18 protein-coding genes, 1 tRNA gene and 1 riboswitch are annotated in these 15,748 nt (G+C 71.9%); of the genes, 11 read left to right on the top strand and 8 right to left on the bottom strand.

The window, feature by feature from the left end:
- The first annotated feature begins 199 nt into the window (after positions 1-199).
- The 4 genes from ACIP5O_RS04100 to rdgB all read left to right on the top strand — a co-directional run bounded on the left by ACIP5O_RS04100 (position 200) and on the right by rdgB (position 2,372).
- A complete protein-coding gene (locus tag ACIP5O_RS04100) occupies positions 200-433 on the top strand; it encodes a glucose PTS transporter subunit EIIB (protein ID WP_030210103.1) in 234 nt (77 codons plus the stop codon).
- 88 nt (positions 434-521) lie between these two features.
- Positions 522-1,253 (top strand): ribonuclease PH, encoded by a 732-nt coding sequence (gene rph, locus ACIP5O_RS04105; protein ID WP_401288338.1) that lies wholly within the window; start codon positions 522-524, stop codon positions 1,251-1,253.
- 112 nt (positions 1,254-1,365) lie between these two features.
- Positions 1,366-1,746 carry a hypothetical protein gene (locus ACIP5O_RS04110; RefSeq protein ID WP_356540787.1) on the top strand — a complete coding sequence of 127 codons (381 nt, stop codon included), beginning with the start codon at positions 1,366-1,368 and terminating at the stop codon, positions 1,744-1,746.
- Between the two features lie 23 nt (positions 1,747-1,769).
- Positions 1,770-2,372, top strand: coding sequence for an RdgB/HAM1 family non-canonical purine NTP pyrophosphatase (gene rdgB, locus ACIP5O_RS04115; protein WP_401288341.1), 603 nt, complete (start codon positions 1,770-1,772; stop codon positions 2,370-2,372).
- Positions 2,373-2,417: 45 nt separating this feature from the next.
- Here the strand turns inward: rdgB and ACIP5O_RS04120 are convergent.
- The 5 genes from ACIP5O_RS04120 to bcp all read right to left on the bottom strand — a co-directional run bounded on the left by ACIP5O_RS04120 (position 2,418) and on the right by bcp (position 6,035).
- Positions 2,418-2,492, bottom strand: a tRNA-Leu gene (locus ACIP5O_RS04120).
- Positions 2,493-2,501: 9 nt separating this feature from the next.
- Positions 2,502-3,179: an HNH endonuclease gene (locus ACIP5O_RS04125; RefSeq protein ID WP_401288344.1), complete on the bottom strand. Its 678-nt coding sequence runs from the start codon at positions 3,177-3,179 to the stop codon at positions 2,502-2,504.
- Positions 3,176-3,826, bottom strand: a complete 651-nt coding sequence (locus ACIP5O_RS04130) for an HNH endonuclease signature motif containing protein (RefSeq protein WP_401288347.1) — start codon at positions 3,824-3,826, stop codon at positions 3,176-3,178. Before ACIP5O_RS04130 ends, ACIP5O_RS04125 begins: the two co-directional genes overlap by 4 nt.
- A 126-nt stretch (positions 3,827-3,952) precedes the next feature.
- Positions 3,953-5,449, bottom strand: a complete 1,497-nt coding sequence (locus ACIP5O_RS04135; RefSeq protein ID WP_401288350.1) for an MFS transporter — start codon at positions 5,447-5,449, stop codon at positions 3,953-3,955.
- A gap of 112 nt (positions 5,450-5,561) precedes the next feature.
- Positions 5,562-6,035 carry a thioredoxin-dependent thiol peroxidase gene (gene bcp, locus ACIP5O_RS04140; RefSeq protein WP_401288353.1) on the bottom strand — a complete coding sequence of 158 codons (474 nt, stop codon included), beginning with the start codon at positions 6,033-6,035 and terminating at the stop codon, positions 5,562-5,564.
- Positions 6,036-6,176: 141 nt separating this feature from the next.
- Here bcp and ACIP5O_RS04145 point away from each other — a divergent pair, with 141 nt between their 5' ends.
- The 3 genes from ACIP5O_RS04145 (at position 6,177) to ACIP5O_RS04155 (ending at position 7,414) form a co-directional block, all read left to right on the top strand.
- On the top strand, positions 6,177-6,497 hold the full coding sequence (locus ACIP5O_RS04145) for a DUF3618 domain-containing protein (RefSeq protein WP_401288355.1): 321 nt from the start codon (positions 6,177-6,179) through the stop codon (positions 6,495-6,497).
- 89 nt (positions 6,498-6,586) lie between these two features.
- Positions 6,587-6,925, top strand: coding sequence for a co-chaperone GroES (locus tag ACIP5O_RS04150; protein ID WP_030210124.1), 339 nt, complete (start codon positions 6,587-6,589; stop codon positions 6,923-6,925).
- A gap of 63 nt (positions 6,926-6,988) precedes the next feature.
- Positions 6,989-7,063: riboswitch (guanidine-III (ykkC-III) riboswitch) on the top strand.
- A gap of 30 nt (positions 7,064-7,093) precedes the next feature.
- Positions 7,094-7,414, top strand: coding sequence for a multidrug efflux SMR transporter (locus ACIP5O_RS04155; protein WP_125661492.1), 321 nt, complete (start codon positions 7,094-7,096; stop codon positions 7,412-7,414).
- Between the two features lie 15 nt (positions 7,415-7,429).
- Here ACIP5O_RS04155 and ACIP5O_RS04160 read toward each other — a convergent pair whose 3' ends face one another.
- Positions 7,430-9,718 (bottom strand): transglycosylase domain-containing protein, encoded by a 2,289-nt coding sequence (locus ACIP5O_RS04160; RefSeq protein WP_401289322.1) that lies wholly within the window; start codon positions 9,716-9,718, stop codon positions 7,430-7,432.
- A 206-nt stretch (positions 9,719-9,924) separates the two neighbouring features.
- Here ACIP5O_RS04160 and ACIP5O_RS04165 point away from each other — a divergent pair, with 206 nt between their 5' ends.
- Genes ACIP5O_RS04165 through ACIP5O_RS04180 form a run of 4 tightly spaced genes read left to right on the top strand, consistent with a single transcriptional unit; the run spans position 9,925 to position 13,870 of the window.
- The gene (locus ACIP5O_RS04165) at positions 9,925-10,725 is read left to right on the top strand and encodes an ABC transporter permease (RefSeq protein WP_401289324.1); all 801 of its coding nucleotides are present in this window, start codon (positions 9,925-9,927) and stop codon (positions 10,723-10,725) included.
- Positions 10,718-11,590: an ABC transporter permease gene (locus ACIP5O_RS04170; RefSeq protein ID WP_401288359.1), complete on the top strand. Its 873-nt coding sequence runs from the start codon at positions 10,718-10,720 to the stop codon at positions 11,588-11,590. Before ACIP5O_RS04165 ends, ACIP5O_RS04170 begins: the two co-directional genes overlap by 8 nt.
- Positions 11,591-11,600: 10 nt before the next feature.
- Positions 11,601-12,590, top strand: coding sequence for an ATP-binding cassette domain-containing protein (locus ACIP5O_RS04175; protein WP_401288362.1), 990 nt, complete (start codon positions 11,601-11,603; stop codon positions 12,588-12,590).
- Between the two features lie 11 nt (positions 12,591-12,601).
- Entirely contained in the window at positions 12,602-13,870 is a 1,269-nt protein-coding gene (locus ACIP5O_RS04180; protein WP_401288365.1) for a DUF445 domain-containing protein, read from the top strand.
- A 111-nt stretch (positions 13,871-13,981) separates the two neighbouring features.
- On the opposite strand, the gene ACIP5O_RS04185 is transcribed toward ACIP5O_RS04180, so the two are convergent.
- A complete protein-coding gene (locus ACIP5O_RS04185) occupies positions 13,982-15,229 on the bottom strand; it encodes a PQQ-binding-like beta-propeller repeat protein (protein ID WP_401288367.1) in 1,248 nt (415 codons plus the stop codon).
- Between the two features lie 200 nt (positions 15,230-15,429).
- Entirely contained in the window at positions 15,430-15,732 is a 303-nt protein-coding gene (locus ACIP5O_RS04190; RefSeq protein WP_401288370.1) for a hypothetical protein, read from the bottom strand.
- Positions 15,733-15,748: the final 16 nt, after the last annotated feature.

A 15,748-nucleotide genomic window follows, 5' to 3' on the forward strand; every position in this document is an offset into this window, starting at 1 on the left:
TCTCGTTGCACGGTGGTGTAGACCAGTTGCGGTAGGCTCCGGGAGCCCGCTGAGGACAGGCCGCCGGTGATCGTCATCATTCGGCAGAACGGCGGCACTCGCTCGCGAAGTTGGGCCAACCGTGGGTTACCGTGTCAAAGCGGACCGCAGGTGCGCCGACATTCGCGTCCTCGCGAACGGAACGGACAGGGAGAAACACATGGCCACCAAGGCTGAGAAGATCGTCGCCGGGCTCGGCGGCATCGAGAACATCGAAGAGGTCGAAGGCTGCATCACCCGCCTGCGCACCGAGGTCGTGGACCCCGCCCTCGTCGACGAGGCCGCCCTGAAGGCCGCCGGCGCCCACGGCGTCGTGAAGATGGGCACCGCCATCCAGGTCGTCATCGGCACCGACGCGGACCCGATCGCCGCGGACATCGAGGACATGATGTGAGGACCCGGTGCGAGTGACCGACTCGCATCGGAAGGGCCCGTTCCGGCAGGGGAACGGGCCCTTCGCCGTATCCCGATACCCTCCTCCCATGTCTCGTATCGACGGCCGTACCCCCGAACAGCTCCGCCCCGTCACCATCGAACGCGGATGGAGCAAGCACGCCGAGGGCTCCGTCCTCATCTCCTTCGGCGACACCAAGGTCTTCTGCACCGCCTCCGTCACCGAGGGCGTCCCGCGCTGGCGCAAGGGCAGCGGCGAGGGCTGGGTCACCGGGGAGTACTCGATGCTCCCCCGCTCCACCAACACCCGCGGCGACCGCGAGTCCGTCCGCGGCAAGATCGGCGGCCGCACCCACGAGATCTCCCGCCTGATCGGCCGCTCCCTGCGCGCCGTCATCGACTACAAGGCGCTCGGCGAGAACACGATCGTCCTCGACTGCGACGTCCTCCAGGCCGACGGCGGCACCCGCACCGCCGCCATCACCGGCGCGTACGTCGCCCTCGCCGACGCCGTCGCCTGGGCCCAGTCCAAGAAGCTCGTGAAGGCCGGCCGCAAGCCCCTCACCGGCACCGTCGCCGCCGTCTCCGTCGGCATCGTCGACGGCGTCCCCCTCCTCGACCTCTGCTACGAGGAGGACGTCCGCGCCGACACCGACATGAACGTCGTCTGCACCGGCGACGGCCGCTTCGTCGAGGTCCAGGGCACCGCCGAGGCCGAGCCCTTCGACCGCAAGGAGCTCAACGCCCTCCTCGACCTGGCCTCCGGCGGCTGCGCCGACCTGGCCGAGATCCAGCGCGAGGCGCTCGAAGGAACCCTCTGAGGAACCCCCGAGGAACCCTCCGGGGCGCCACGGCGTCCTGACGGACAACGGGCGCACGGACACGATCCGTGCGCCCGCACAACCGTCGTGAAGTACAGGGGGAGGACCCACCTTGAAGCGCCGCCTCGCACTCGCCGTGGCCACGGCCGCCACGCTCACCACCGTCCTGAGCGGCTGCTCGGCCCTCGACACGGCCCTGGACTGCGTCAAGACCGCCGACGCGATAGCCACCTCGGTCGGCAACCTCCAGCAGGCCGTCTCCAACGCCTCGAACGACCCGACGCAGATCGAGGAGTCCCTGACCTCGATCTCCACCGAGCTGGACAACCTCAAGGACACGACCGACAACGCGGACCTCTCCAAGGCCGTCGACGACCTCTCCAAGGGCGTCGAGACCGTCCGCGCGACGGTGAAGGACGGCGACACCACCCCGGACATCACCCCGATCACGGACGCGGCGGGCGAGGTCACGAAGGTCTGCACGCCGGGCTGACGGTCCCCGGGATAATCGACGGCATGACCCGTCTGATCCTCGCCACCCGCAACGCGGGCAAGATCACCGAACTCCACGCGATCCTCGCCGACGCGGGCCTCGACCTCGAACTCGTCGGCGCGGACGCGTACCCGGAGGTGCCCGACGTCAAGGAGACCGGCGTCACCTTCGCGGAGAACGCCCTCCTCAAGGCCCACGCCCTCGCGCAGGCCACCGGCCTGCCCGCCGTCGCCGACGACTCCGGCCTCTGCGTCGACGTCCTCAACGGCGCCCCCGGCATCTTCTCCGCCCGCTGGTCCGGCACCCACGGCGACGACCGCGCCAATCTGGACCTGCTCCTGGCCCAGCTCTCCGACATCGCCGACGAACACCGCGGCGCCTTCTTCGCCTGCGCCGCCGCCCTCGCCCTCCCCGACGGCACGGAACGCGTCGTGGAAGGCACCATGCCGGGCACCCTCCGCCACGCCCCCGCTGGCACCAACGGCTTCGGCTACGACCCGATCCTCCAGCCCGAGGGCCACGACATCACCTGCGCGGAACTGACCCCGGCGGAGAAGAACGCGATCAGCCACCGGGGCAAGGCGTTCCGCGCGCTCGTGCCGGTGGTACGGGAGCTGCTGGGCTGAGACATGACGGAGGCGCGGCGCCATGAGAGCGCCGCGCCTTCGCTGTAGGCCCGGTGGGACTCGAACCCACGACGCACCGCCTCTAAAACGGCGTCCTCTAACCAACTGGGATACGGGCCCGGACGCGGCCTACCTTACTGCCCCACCGGGAGCGGCGTAACGCTTGCCTCCCCTGCACCACGTACTCGTGATCGCATGGCAGTTGGGGCACAGCAGACGCAGGTTCTCCCGTCGATCGTCGCGCCAGTCCCCGTTGACGTGGTCGACCTCCAACGTCATGGGCTTGCCGAGCCACTCGGGCCCGACGCCGCATCGAACACATCGCTCGGGCACTCCGACCTCGGACAGTGCGCGGCGCAGCCTTGCCGTTGTCGTTCGGTACCTCTTGTCGTGCTTGACCAGCACGTCCTCCGGCGACGCGGCGGTCGGGCTCGGCTTGCCTCGCTGGTGCGCCTGTCCGAGGAAGTGGGCGGTGGTCAGGCCCGCCTCCGCCGTCCACCGGCGGAACAGCGCACGCATCTGCCCGCTGTCCGGCCGACCCAGGAGGCGCAGGGCACCGGCAATGGAGAGGGATCCCTCAACCGCATTCCGCAGATCCTCCACCGCCGGGCGGGGCGGGGGGCCGCCGCGTCGGCGGTGGGGGAAGTGCGAGATGTCGATGCCGTAGTCGGCGAAGCGCTTCAGGAGGTAGCGACGGAGTCTGTCGGACGGCTCCACGCCGAAGAAGTCCATCACCTCCTCGACGCTCGCGCAGCGCGAAGCCGCCCCGGCCAGCCGCTCGCGCGTGTACCGGACGCCTGCCCTCACCGGACGCGCCCCTTTCCCCGTCCCCGGTAGCTGTCCGTCGTCGAATGGCAGTTGGGGCAGAGCAGTCGCAAGTTCTCGATGCGGTTGTTCCGCCAGTTCCCGTCGATGTGGTCGACCTCCAGGGAAAGGGGTTCACCCAGCCACAGTGCTTCGTTCCCGCACAGTGCGCACCGGTTCTCGACACCGGACTCCTGCAATGCCTCTTTGATGCGTTTGCCGGTAGAGCGCCTCGCGTGAGGCGATTCGTCTTCGACCAACACCTCGGCAGGTGTTCGGCGGCGCTGGTTGAACCGCATGTTCTCCGTCCGGGTCGAGGCGACGAAATGCGAGGTGTCGATCCCGAACGCCCTCACCCGCCGACTGATGTGCGTGTGCTGCCCGCCCACGACCTCCACCCCCAGCCGCCGCAGCACCTCGCACATGTTCGTGGACGCGGCCACCGCCTCCTCCAGGACCTCCCGGGTCCACCGGACGCCCTCCCGCTCGAAGTGGGACGTGTCCACGCCCAGCTTCCGCATGCGCTCGGCCACGTACCGCCGCGTCGAACTCCTCGGATCCACCCCGAGCCGTTCCAGCGCCTCCGTCAGCGTCCCCGCTCCCCGCGCGGCCGACTCCAGCCGCTCCCTCGTGTACGCGCTCGTCCCCATCCGGCCCCCTCCCTGTCCGAACCTCGTACAGATCAACGAGCCGAATATCGGACGGTCACGTCATATCGCACGCGAACGGCCCGCGCCGGAAGCGACCGGGGCGGGCCGTGCATGCGAGGAAGGGCGTCAGAACTTCGGTTCCGGGGCCCGGGCCATGACCATCTGCGCCGCCTCCTCGTGGGTCTCCACCGACGGGGGCGAGCCCTCCAGGGGCTGTCGGGCCGTTTCCTTCATGCAGGCCACGGCGACGACGCCGACGAGGGCCGCGCCCATCGCGTAGTACGCCGGCATCAGGTTGCTGCCGGTCGTGTCGATCAGGGCCGTGATCACGAGGGGGGTCGTGCCGCCGAAGAGGGACGTGGAGAGGTTGTAGCCCACCGAGAGGGAGCCGTAGCGGACGTCCGTCGGGAAGAGGGCCGGGAGCGCCGCCGACATGGTGCCGAGCATGCAGACCAGGGACAGGCCGAGCATCAGCATGCCCGCCGTGACCGCCGGGATCCCGCCCAGGCCGATCAGCAGGAACGCCGGGAGGGAGAGGAAGAGGAAGCCCAGCATGCCCGCCATCAGGACCGGCCTGCGGCCGAAGCGGTCGTTCAACTTGCCCACCCGCGTGATGATCAGCATCAGGAGGACCATCACCAGGAGCAGGATCAGCAGGCCGTGCGTCTCGCTGTAGCCGAGCTCGTCCGAGAGGTACGTCGGCAGGTAGGAGAGGACCATGTAGTCGTTGATGTTGTACGCGCCCACCAGCGCGACGCACAGCACCAGCATCGGCCACTGCTGCCGGAAGATCTTCGCCAGGTCGCCCTTGGTCGTGGTCTCCACCGCGTCCGCCGCCTCCGACGGGTGCCCCGCGTCGGACTCCAGGCGCCGGAAGGCCGGCGTCTCGTCGAGCCGCATCCGCAGGTGGAGGCCGACCAGGCCCAGCGGCCCCGCCACCAGGAACGGCACGCGCCAGCCCCACGCCTCCATCGTGTCGGAGCCGAGCCACGCGGTGAGCGCCGTCACCAGGCCGGCCGCGCCGACGTACCCCGCCAGGGTGCCGACCTCCAGGAAGCTGCCGAAGTAGCCCCGGCGCCGGTCCGGCGCGTACTCCGCGATGAAGGTCGAGGCCCCGCCGTACTCGCCGCCCGTCGAGAAGCCCTGGAGCATCCGGAAGGCGATCAGGAGCACCGGCGCCCAGAAGCCGATGGAGGCGTACGACGGGATCAGGCCGATCGCGAAGGTGCCGGCCGCCATCAGGATCATGGTCAGCGCGAGGACCTTCTTGCGGCCGAGCCGGTCGCCCATCGGGCCGAAGACCATGCCGCCGAGCGGGCGGACCAGGAAGGCGACGGCGAAGGTCGCGAACGACGACAGGAGCTGGACCGTGTCGTTCCCGGACGGGAAGAAGACGTGCCCGAGGGTGACGGCCAGGTAGGCGTAGACGCCGAAGTCGAACCACTCCATGGCGTTGCCGAGCGAGGCCGCCTTCACGGCCCGCCTGACCGCCGCCTCGTCCGTCACCGTGATGTCGGTCCGCCGCAGCCTGGGCTGTTTGCGCCGGTCGACGGCCCTGAAGAGCCGGGGATGGCGTCTCAGGGCCTCGGGGTCGGCCGCGTGGTCGGTGTCGGGGGCCGGCATGACCGTCCGTCCTCTCTGCGGGAAACACACACAAGAGGCTCTTCTGCGCGACCGTGGCATTCGCAAACGGGGATCGTCCGGAGTGCGACCCCCGTCACATCCCGGGGGAGCGTCAGGCCTCGACGCCCAGGTCCCGGATGATCTTGGCGACGTGGCCGGTGGCCTTCACGTTGTAGAGGGCGCGCTCGACCTTCCCCTCCTCGTCGACGACCACGGTGGAGCGGATCACGCCCGTCACCGTCTTGCCGTACAGCTTCTTCTCGCCGAAGGCGCCGTACGCCTCCAGGACCTCCTTCTCCGGGTCGCCGACCAGGGTGACCTTCAGGTCCTCCTTCTCGCGGAACTTCGCCAGCTTCTCCGGCTTGTCCGGCGACACGCCGATGACGTCGTACCCGGCGCCCGCGAGCAGCTCCAGGTTGTCGGTGAAGTCGCAGGCCTGCTTGGTGCAGCCGGGGGTGAGGGCGGCGGGGTAGAAGTAGACGATGACCTTGCGGCCCCGGTGGTCCGCGAGGGAGACCTCGTTGCCGTCCGCGTCGGGCAGGGTGAAGGCGGGGGCGGTGTCGCCGGGCTGCAGTCGCTCGCTCATGGCTCTCCTCGGGAAACGTTCGCGTACGCGTCCAGAGCCTAATGGGGGTCTGGGGCGCCCCTTCGGCGGCGGAACTGACAGACTGTCCACCAACGACCGGATCACGACGATCACGGCGATCACGACTACGGAGGCAGTGCGGTGTCGGACGCCAGGACCCCTGCGCAGATCGAGGCGGACATCGTCCGCCGACGCGAGCAGCTCGCCGTCACTCTCGACGAGATCGGCATTCGAGTGCACCCGAAGACGATCATCGGGGACGCGAAGGCGAAGGTGGCCTCGACGGTCGACCAGACCGCCGGCCGCGCCTTCGTCGCCGTCAACCGGGTCGTCTCGGACGTGAAGGCCCACCTGACCCACGCGGACGGCGCGCCCCGCCTGGACCGCGTGGTGCCGGCGGCGCTCGCGGTCGTCGCGGTCGTCGGGCTGATCGCCTTCGCCGGCCGCAAGGCCAAGGGGTGACGGTTCCGGGCGCCGCCGGTGCGGTTTCCGGCGCGGCCGGGTGCGGCTCCCGTGCACGGGCGACACGCCCGGGCGGGTAGGTTCACCCCGTGAGCGAGAACACCCACGACAAGCTGCCCATCCGGATGCTCCACGACCGGGTCCTGGTCCGTACCGACTCTCCGGAGGGGGAGCGGCGCTCCGGCGGCGGCATCCTGATCCCGGCGACCGCCGCCGTCGGTCGTCGCCTCGCCTGGGCCGAGGTGGTCGCGATCGGCCAGAACGTCCGTACGGTCGAGACCGGTGACCGGGTCCTGTACGACCCCGAGGACCGCGCCGAGGTCGAGGTGCGGGGCGTCGCGTACGTGCTGATGCGCGAGCGCGACCTGCACGCGGTGGCGGCGGACCGCTTCCAGGGGACGTCCGACTCGACCGGGCTCTATCTGTAGGCCGGGCCCTGTCTGCTGGTGCACGAACCCCGTGAGGCCCCGGTGACCATGGTCACCGGGGCCTCCGCCCTTTCTTTGCTAGCCTGGAAGGACCCCGACGAGACGCGCCGTACCGGGTAGACGACAAGACGACGCACCCCTGTCGTTCCGTCTCACGGAGGTGCCGTCATGGCCTGGATCCTTCTCGTCGTCGCCGGTCTGCTGGAAGTCGCCTGGTCGATCGGGATGAAGTACACCGAGGGCTTCACCCGCCTCTGGCCGAGCCTGTTCACCGGCGCCGGGATCGTCGCCTCCATGCTGCTGCTGTCGCAGGCCGCCAAGACGCTGCCGATCGGTACGGCGTACGGCGTGTGGGTCGGCATCGGCGCGGCCGGTGCGGCGGTGTTCGGCATGGTGGTCCTGGGGGAGCCGGCGACCGCCGCCCGCATCTTCTTCGTATGTCTGCTGCTCGTGGCCGTGGTGGGCCTGAAGGCGACCTCGGGTCACTGACGGATCACTGACGGGTCACTGACCGTCCGGTGTCCGGCGGGCGGGCGTGCCCCGTTCGGCGGTACGGGGCCCGGTCTCCGGCCCGGGAGCGTCCGGGACGCCGCCCCGGGCCGCCGGGGCCGCTCCCGGGCCCGCCTCCCCGGTCACGTACTCCTCCAGCTCCTCCGTCCCCTCCGTCTCCCGTGCCCCTTCCGTCCCGCCCGTTGTCGGCGTCGCGGGCGGCGGCTCCTCGGCCCCCGGCATCAGGCGGAGGTCGAAGTCCCGCGGGGGCGTCTCCGCCAGGGCCTCACGGGTGAACTGCCCCCAGATCTCGGCGGGCGCCCCGCCCCCGGCGACCCGCTCCACGCCGAGCGCCCCGTACAGCGGCTCCTGGTGGCCGGTCTCGGGGTCCTGGCCCATCAGCGCGACGACCGTGGCGAGTTCCGGGGTGTAGCCCGCGAACCAGGCGGCCTTGTCGTCCTCCGCCGTGCCCGTCTTGCCCGCCGCCGGACGTCCGGCGGTCTGCGCGGCCGTTCCGGTGCCCGTCTCGACGACGCTCCTGAGGATCGACGTGGTGGTGTCGGCGGCCTCGCGGCTCACCGCCTGCCGGGGCCGCGGGTCCGGCAGCTCCAGCCGCTCGCCGCCCCGGGTGACGCCCTCCACCAGGGTGTACGTGCCGAGCCTGCCGTGGGCGGCGAGCGTGGCGTACGCGGTGGCCATGTCCACGACGCTGGCGGTGGCCGCGCCGAGCGCGATGGAGGGGGAGGCGGTGAGGTCGGGGGTGGAGCCGGGCACGCCGAGGGCGATCGCGGTCCGGCGCACGTGCGCGGGGCCGACGTCGACGGCCATCTGGGCGTACACGGCGTTCACCGACAGGTCGGTGGCGGTGCCGACGGGGATCTCGCCGTAGCTCGCGTCGTCCTCGTTGGCCGGGTCGTACGGGTCGCCGCTCCAGCCCTCCACCGGGCGCCGGTTGGTCCCGTCGTACAGCGTGGACGGGGTGATGGGCCGGCCCTGCTGGGTCTGGGCGCCGCTCTGCACGGCCGCGGTGAAGACGAAGGGCTTGAAGGTGGAGCCGACCTGGTAGTCGCGGCGGGTGGCGTTGTTGACGTACTGGCGGGTGTAGTCGATCCCGCCGTACAGGGCGAGGACCTGGCCGTTCGCCGGGTCGACGGCCGCCGCCCCGACCCGTACGAAGCGGTCGGCGGGGTTGCGGTCCGGGTCGAGCCGGGAGACGACCCGGTCCTCGACGGCCTCGGCGAGGGCCTCCTGCTTGGCGGGCTCCAGGGTGGTGGTGATGCGGAAGCCGCCGCCGGCGAGGGTCTTCTCGTCGAGGACGCCGTGGCTCGTCAGGTACTCCTCGACGGCCTGGACGACGTAACCGCGCTGTCCGGACAGGGCGGTGACGGGACGTGCGGTCTGGGGGTCGGGGAAGCGGAGGGCGGCGCGGCCGGCCCGGTCCAGCCACCCCTCGGTGACCATGCCGTCGAGGACGTAGTGCCAGCGGGCGACGGCCTTGGCGCGGTTCTCGGGGTGGGTGGTGACGTCGTAGGCGCTGGGGGCCTTGAGCAGGGAGGCGAGGTACGCGCCCTCGGCGGTGTCGAGCTGCTCGACGTCCTTGCCGTAGTAGGCGCGGGCGGCGGCCTGCACGCCGTAGGCGTTGCGCCCGAAGTAGCTGGTGTTCAGGTATCCCTGGAGGATCTCCTGCTTGCTCTTCTCGCGGCCGAGCCGGATCGCGATGAAGAACTCCTTCGCCTTGCGGCTGAGGGTCTGCTCCTGGCCCAGGTAGTAGTTCTTGACGTACTGCTGGGTGATGGTGGAGCCGGACTGGCGGCCCTTGCCGGTGACGGTGTTCCAGGCGGCGCGGACCATCGCCTTGGGGTCGACGGCCCGCGAGGTGGAGAAGTCGCGCTCCTCGGCGGCGAGGACGGCCTGCTGGAGGGAGAGCGGGATCCGGTCGAGCCGGACGTTCTCGCGGTTGACCTCGCCGTCGCGGGCGAGGGGGGTGCCGTCCCGGTAGAGGTAGACGTTGGACTGGGCGACGGCGGCGGCGTTGGCGGGCGGGATCTCCACCAGGAGGTAGCCGGCGGCGAGGGCTCCGGCGAGGAGCAGGGCGCCGAGGAGCAGGGTGCCGACGAGGAGGCGGAGGAGGCGCCGGAAGGGGCCCCGGCGGCGTCGGCGGTCCCGGCGGCTCGGGCGGGGCTCGGGGGCCGTCGCCCGGACGGGCGGGTGCGGCGGGTGCAGGGTGGGATCCCTCGGCTCCCAGCCCGGGCGGGACGTCCGGGGGGTGCCGCCCGGGTCGCTCGCACCGGGGCCGGAGCCCATGCCGGAGTCCGTACCGGGGCCCGTACCGGAGAAGGGGGACGAGGAAGGGGACATGGCATCCCATATTGCCCGTAATGACCGGAAAGTCCCGTACGCGACTCGAATATGACGTGAAAACGGGTCGCGACGGACACCACGCCCCCGCTAGGGTCGTGCGCTTCGCCTTCCTCCGTCCCTCCACCCCTTCCCGGAAAGGGAGCTCCATGCTGCGGCTGTACGCGACGGTGGCCGCGGGCGGGTTCCGGCGCTACGCCACCTACCGGGTGGCGACGGCGGCGGGCGTCTTCACCAACAGCGTCTTCGGCCTCGTCCTCTCCTACACGTACGTCGCCCTCTGGGACGAACGGCCGCACCTCGGCGGCTACTCCATGGACGACGCCCTCGCCTACGTCTGGATCGGGCAGGCCCTCATCACCGTCTGCGGCCTGATGGGCGGCGGCTTCGAGGAGGAGCTGATCGAGCGGATCAGGACCGGGGACATCGCCGTCGACCTCTACCGCCCCGCCGACCTCCAGGCCTGGTGGTTCTCGGCCAACGCGGGCCGGGCCGCCTTCCAGCTCCTGGGCCGGGGCGTCGCCCCGATGGTGCTCGGCGCGCTCGTCTTCGACTTCACGCTGCCGTCCGGGCCGGGCGGCTGGGCGGCTTTCCTGCTCGCGGTGGCGCTGGGCTCGGCGGTCGGCTTCGCCCTCTGGTACCTGGTGGCGATGAGCGCCTTCTGGCTGCTCGACGGCCAGGGGGTGATGCAGGTGGCCTGGCTGGGCGGCCTGTTCTTCTCGGGGATGCTGCTCCCGCTGAACGTCTTCCCGGGCGCCCTGGGCGAGGTCGCCCGGATGCTGCCGTGGGCCTCCCTCCTCCAGGTCCCGGCCGACGTCTACCTGGGGCGGTACGAGGGCTGGGAGCTCGCGGGGGCGTACGCCTTCCAGGGCTGCTGGGCCCTGGCGCTGCTCGGCACGGGCCGGGCGGTACAGGCGCTGGCGACGCGGAAGGTGGTGGTGCAGGGTGGCTGAGACGACGACCGCGGCGCCCGTCACGGGTGCGGGGGACGACCCGCCCCCTACGTACGGCGTCCTCGGCGACTCCCTCCGCACCTACCGGATGGTGGCGGCCATGTGGATCCGGTCCACGATGACGTACCGCTCCTCCTTCGCCCTCACCCTCTTCACCAGCTTCTGCGTCACCTTCTTCGACTTCGTCGTCATCCTCCTGATGTTCGGCCGGGTGAAGGGGCTCGGCGGCTTCTCCTTCGCGGAGGTCGCCTTCCTGTACGGGACGGCCGGCACCGCCTTCGGGATCGCGGACCTGACGATGGGCTCGCTCCAGCGGATGGGGAAGCGGGTCAGGGACGGCTCGCTCGACACCTTCCTGATGCGCCCGGCGCCGCTGCTCGCGCAGGTCGCGGCGGACAAGTTCGCGCTGCGCCGCTTCGGCCGGGTCGCGCAGGCGCTGCTCGTCCTGGTCTGGAGCCTGGTCCTGCTCCACGTGGACTGGACGCCGGTGAAGGTGGTCCTGCTGCCGGTGACGGTGGTCTGCGGGGCGGTGATCTTCGGCGCGGTGATGGTGGTCGGCGCGTCCGCGCTCTTCTGGATCCAGGACGCGGCCGAGGTCACGAACTCCTTCACGTACGGCGGGAACACCCTCCTCCAGTACCCGCCGACGATCTTCGCGCAGGAGCTGGTGCGGGGCGTGGTGTACGTGGTGCCGCTGGCGTTCGTGAGCTGGCTGCCCGCCCTGTACGTGCTCGGCCGGCCGGCCCCGGCGGGGGTGCCGGACGGAGCGGCGTTCGCGTCGCCCCTGGTGGCGCTCGTCTGCTGCGGGGTCGCGGGCCTCGCCTGGCGGGCGGGGATCCGCTCGTACCGATCGACGGGAAGCTGAGGACTCCGGGATGTCGTCCACCGAACCCTTCATCCACCTGGACGGGGTGGAGAAGACCTTCACGGTCCGCCGCAGGGCGGGCCTGGTCCGCCGCGAGAAACGGGAGGTCCGGGCGGTCGACGGGATCTCGTTCGGGGTGGAGCGCGGCGAGATGGTCGGCTACATCGGCCCCAACGGGGCCGGGAAGTCGACCACCATCAAGATGCTGACCGGCATCCTCACCCCCAGCGGCGGCCGGCTGCGGGTCGCGGGCATCGACCCGTCCCGCGAGCGCACCCGGCTCGCCCGGCGGATAGGGGTGGTCTTCGGGCAGCGGACCACGCTCTGGTGGGACCTGCCGCTGAGGGACTCGTACGGGCTGATGCACCGCATGTACCGCATTCCCGACGCCCGCTACCGCGAGAACCTCGACCGCTGCGTGGAGCTCCTGGACCTGGGGGAGCTGCTCGACGTGCCGGTGCGGCAGCTCTCGCTGGGGCAGCGGATGCGGGGCGACATCGCGGCGGCGCTGCTGCACGACCCGGAGGTGCTGTACCTGGACGAGCCGACGATCGGCCTGGACGTGGTGTCGAAGGCGAAGGTGCGGGAGTTCCTGCGGGACCTGAACGACGCGCGGGGCACGACGGTCCTCCTGACCACCCACGACCTGACCGACATCGAGCAGCTCTGCTCCCGGGTGATGGTCATCGACCACGGGCGCCTGATGTACGACGGCGAACTGGCCGGGCTGCACGAGGTGGGCGAGAGCGAACGGCTCCTGGTGGTGGACCTGGAGCGCGAGCTGCCCCCGATCGACGTGCCCGGGGCCCGCTTCGTACGGGCGGAGGGGCCCCGCCAGTGGCTCGCCTTCCCGGCGACGGACTCGGCGGCGCCGTTGGTCGCCGCGGTGGCCGCCGCGCATCCGCTCGTCGACCTGTCGGTGCGGGAACCGGACATCGAGGCGGTGATCGCGAAGATGTACGGGGGAACTCGGGAGGAGCGCCGGGAGTCCCTGAGGTAGGAGGTCGACGCATGGTGAGTTTCTCGTACACGGCCGCGGACGAGGAGAAGAGCAGGGGCGTCCGGCGCATGAAGGCGCTGGCGACGTCCCTGCTGCTCCTCGTGGCGGTGGTCTACGCGCTGGCGACGTGGGCGCGGAACTCCGGGGCGGGAGCCTGGGCGGGGTACGTCGCCGCGGCGGCGGAGGCGGGCATGGTGGGCGCGCTCGCGGACTGGTTCGCGGTGACGGCCCTCTTCCGGCACCCGCTGGGGCTGCCGATCCCGCACACGGCGATCATCCCGAAGAAGAAGGACCAGCTGGGCACGTCCCTCGGCGTCTTCGTCGGCGAGAACTTCCTGTCGGCGGACGTCGTACGGGGCAGGCTGACGGCCCTGGGCATCGGCGGCCGCCTGGGCGCCTGGCTGGCGGACCCGGCGCACGCCGACCGGGTGGTGGCGGAGCTCTCCACGGCCCTGCGGGGCGCGCTGACGGTGCTGCGGGACGCGGACGTGCAGGCGGTGGTGGGGGAGGCGATCACCCGCCGGGCGGAGGCGGTGGAGATCGCGCCGCCCCTGGGCAAGACGCTGGAGAAGGTGGTCGACGACGGGGCGCACCGCCGGGCGGTGGACCTGATCTGCACCCGGGCCCACGACTGGCTGGTCACCCACGGGGACTCGGTGATGGACGCGGTCCAGGGCGGGGCGCCGGGCTGGACGCCGCGCTTCGTGGACAAGCGGATCGGCGAGCGCGTCTACAAGGAACTGCTCCGCTTCGTCACGGAGATGCGGGACATGCCGGGGCACCCGGCGCGCGGGGCGATCGACCGCTTCCTGGCGGACTTCGCGGTCGAGCTCCAGTCGGACACGGACACCCGGGTCCGCGTCGAGCGCCTGAAGTCCGACCTCCTGGCCCGCCCGGAGGTCCAGGACATCATCGCCTCGGCGTGGTCGTCGGTCCGCTCCCTGATCCTCGCGGCGGCCGAGGACGACCACAGCCAGCTCCGCCTGCGCGCCCGCGCCTCCCTGATCTCCCTGGGCCGGCGCCTCTCGACGGACGCCCGCCTCCGCGCGAAGGTCGACGGCTGGGCGGAGGACGCGGCGGCGTACCTCGTCACCACCTACCGCACCGAGATCACGTCCCTGATCACGGACACGGTCGCGAGCTGGGACGCCACCCAGACCTCGCGGAAGATCGAGGCGAACATCGGGCGCGACCTGCAGTTCATCCGGATCAACGGGACGGTGGTGGGGGCGTTGGCGGGGCTGTTGATCTATACGGTGAGCCACGGGTTGGGGGGCTGAGCCCTTTGCGCCGGGTGCCCGGGTCCGTTTCCGTGGCGGTACGGCCACGGGGCCGGCGGCCGCCCGGCACACGGGTGGCGGGGGAGCGGACGCCGTTCACGGAGACGGGCGTCACCAGCGCTCGTACGCGCTGAAGGGTTTGACGCGGCCGCCCGAGCGGACGGCGATGATCCGGTCCTTGTACGGGAGCAGGTGGTCCAAGGGGCCGACGTCGTCGCGGAAGGCACGGTCCTCCTCCTCTTCGCCGGTGGCGGCGTCGAAGACGTGCAGGTTGTCCCCGTATTTGGTGGACCCCTTCACCACCATGACCCGGCCGGCCTCCGCGTGCAGCCCCTGGACGACGTAGGCGGCCCCGCCGATGTCCTCCCGCCACAGCTCGTCACCGGTCGTCAGGTCGAAGGCGACGAGACGACCCCACCGGCCGCCGTCGGTGAGCGCGAAGAGCCGTCGGTCGGAGACCACGGCGTGCGGCCCGATCGTGCCGTAGCCGTCACCGGTGGCCTGGATCCGCGCCTCGGGGCGGCCGTCCGGTCCGAAGGCGAGGAAGGCGTCGACACCCCGGTCGCCCTCGTCGACCCGCAGCACGACCGGGTCGGTGGCCATGATGGCCACGCTCGCCCCGGTGAGGACGCCGTTGCGGTCGTCGAGGGGCGTGGTCCACCGTTCCCCGCCGTCAGCCGGGTCGAAGGCGGCCAGCTTCATCTCCTCGCCGCACGCCAGGACGGCGACGACCTGCTTCGGCGCGACGGCGGTACGGACCGGGGCGCACCCCTTCGGCACCGCGGCCGTCCAGCGCGGGGAGCCGCCGCGCAGTTCGAGGGCGCGCAGGGCGGGGGCGCCCTTCCCGGTCCCGGCGTCGAGGACCACGCCGAGCCCGCCGCCCGCGGCCAGGGCGCCGGAGGCGTCGGCAGCGCCTCCGCCCGCCAGGGCGAGGGAGGCGCGCCACAGTTCGCGCCCGTCGGCGAGACCGAGCGCGACGACGACGGAGCAGCTCCCGGAGGCCTCTCCGGTCCCTTCGGTCGCTCCGGTTTTCCCGGTGTAGGCGATCAGCACGCGGGTGTCGTCGGCGGTCTCGCCGGCGGCGCAGATGTCGGCCCGCCGGGGCGGCACGAACTCCCAGCGCTTCCTGCCCGAGTCGGCGTCGAAGCCGGTGACGGCGTCGTACCGGGCGCGGACGAGGGTGTCACCGGCGAGCCAGGCCCGGCGGGTGCTGCCCTCGGGCGCCTGGCTGTCGCTCCGGGTCTCCCAGGCCGTCGTCACCGACGACCCCGGCCAGTAGCCCGAGGGCGCCAGAAAGGCCCAGGCCATGCCGATGACGATCCCCAACGGGACGCAGACGGCGGCCAGGCCGCGGAGCACGGAACGCCATGTGCGCGGAGTCGCCGTGCCGTCTCTTCGAACGCTGTCGGTCTGCTCCGCCACACAGATCCCCACCCCTGGCTCGGCCACTCGGATGGCCCACAGGGTAGGGGGCGGTGATCAACGGTGCCGCACGGACGAGGGCGGACCGCGGGACCGGCTTCCGGCCGGACCGCCGGTACCCCGGCGGCGCGGGCGGCTCAGCCCCGGTCGCGGGTGACGGCCCAGGAGGCGGCGGCGACGGCCCCGGCGACGGAGAAGACGGCGGGCCAGGCCCCGATCTTCTTCGCGAGCGGGTGCGACCCGGCGAACGCGGCGACGTAGGCGGACGTCAGCCCCACGGAGGCCTTCGCCCCACCCACCCGCTGCCACTCCCGGGCCGCCACCCCACCGGCCACGGCGAGCACGGCCCCACCGAGCGGCCGCTTCTTGGTCCACCGCGCGACGGCGTACCCGCCGACGAGTCCGGCGGCGGCGGTGAGGGGGGAGGGGATGCGGGGCATGGCGGGACCTTTCGGG

It is taken from the genome of Streptomyces sp. NPDC088915 (assembly GCF_044749825.1).
In the GTDB taxonomy this organism is placed as follows: Bacteria; Actinomycetota; Actinomycetes; order Streptomycetales; family Streptomycetaceae; genus Streptomyces.

Bases quoted from the DNA above. Each gene is read 5' to 3' on its own strand.
- ACIP5O_RS04100 (WP_030210103.1), top strand. From the start codon at position 200: ATGGCCACCAAGGCTGAGAAGATCGTCGCCGGGCTCGGCGGCATCGAG.
- rph (WP_401288338.1), top strand. From the start codon at position 522: ATGTCTCGTATCGACGGCCGTACCCCCGAACAGCTCCGCCCCGTCACC.
- rdgB (WP_401288341.1), top strand. From the start codon at position 1,770: ATGACCCGTCTGATCCTCGCCACCCGCAACGCGGGCAAGATCACCGAA.
- ACIP5O_RS04130 (WP_401288347.1), bottom strand. From the start codon at position 3,826: ATGGGGACGAGCGCGTACACGAGGGAGCGGCTGGAGTCGGCCGCGCGG.
- ACIP5O_RS04135 (WP_401288350.1), bottom strand. From the start codon at position 5,449: ATGCCGGCCCCCGACACCGACCACGCGGCCGACCCCGAGGCCCTGAGA.
- bcp (WP_401288353.1), bottom strand. From the start codon at position 6,035: ATGAGCGAGCGACTGCAGCCCGGCGACACCGCCCCCGCCTTCACCCTG.
- ACIP5O_RS04155 (WP_125661492.1), top strand. From the start codon at position 7,094: ATGGCCTGGATCCTTCTCGTCGTCGCCGGTCTGCTGGAAGTCGCCTGG.
- ACIP5O_RS04160 (WP_401289322.1), bottom strand. From the start codon at position 9,718: ATGGGCTCCGGCCCCGGTGCGAGCGACCCGGGCGGCACCCCCCGGACG.
- ACIP5O_RS04175 (WP_401288362.1), top strand. From the start codon at position 11,601: ATGTCGTCCACCGAACCCTTCATCCACCTGGACGGGGTGGAGAAGACC.
- ACIP5O_RS04180 (WP_401288365.1), top strand. From the start codon at position 12,602: ATGGTGAGTTTCTCGTACACGGCCGCGGACGAGGAGAAGAGCAGGGGC.
- ACIP5O_RS04190 (WP_401288370.1), bottom strand. From the start codon at position 15,732: ATGCCCCGCATCCCCTCCCCCCTCACCGCCGCCGCCGGACTCGTCGGC.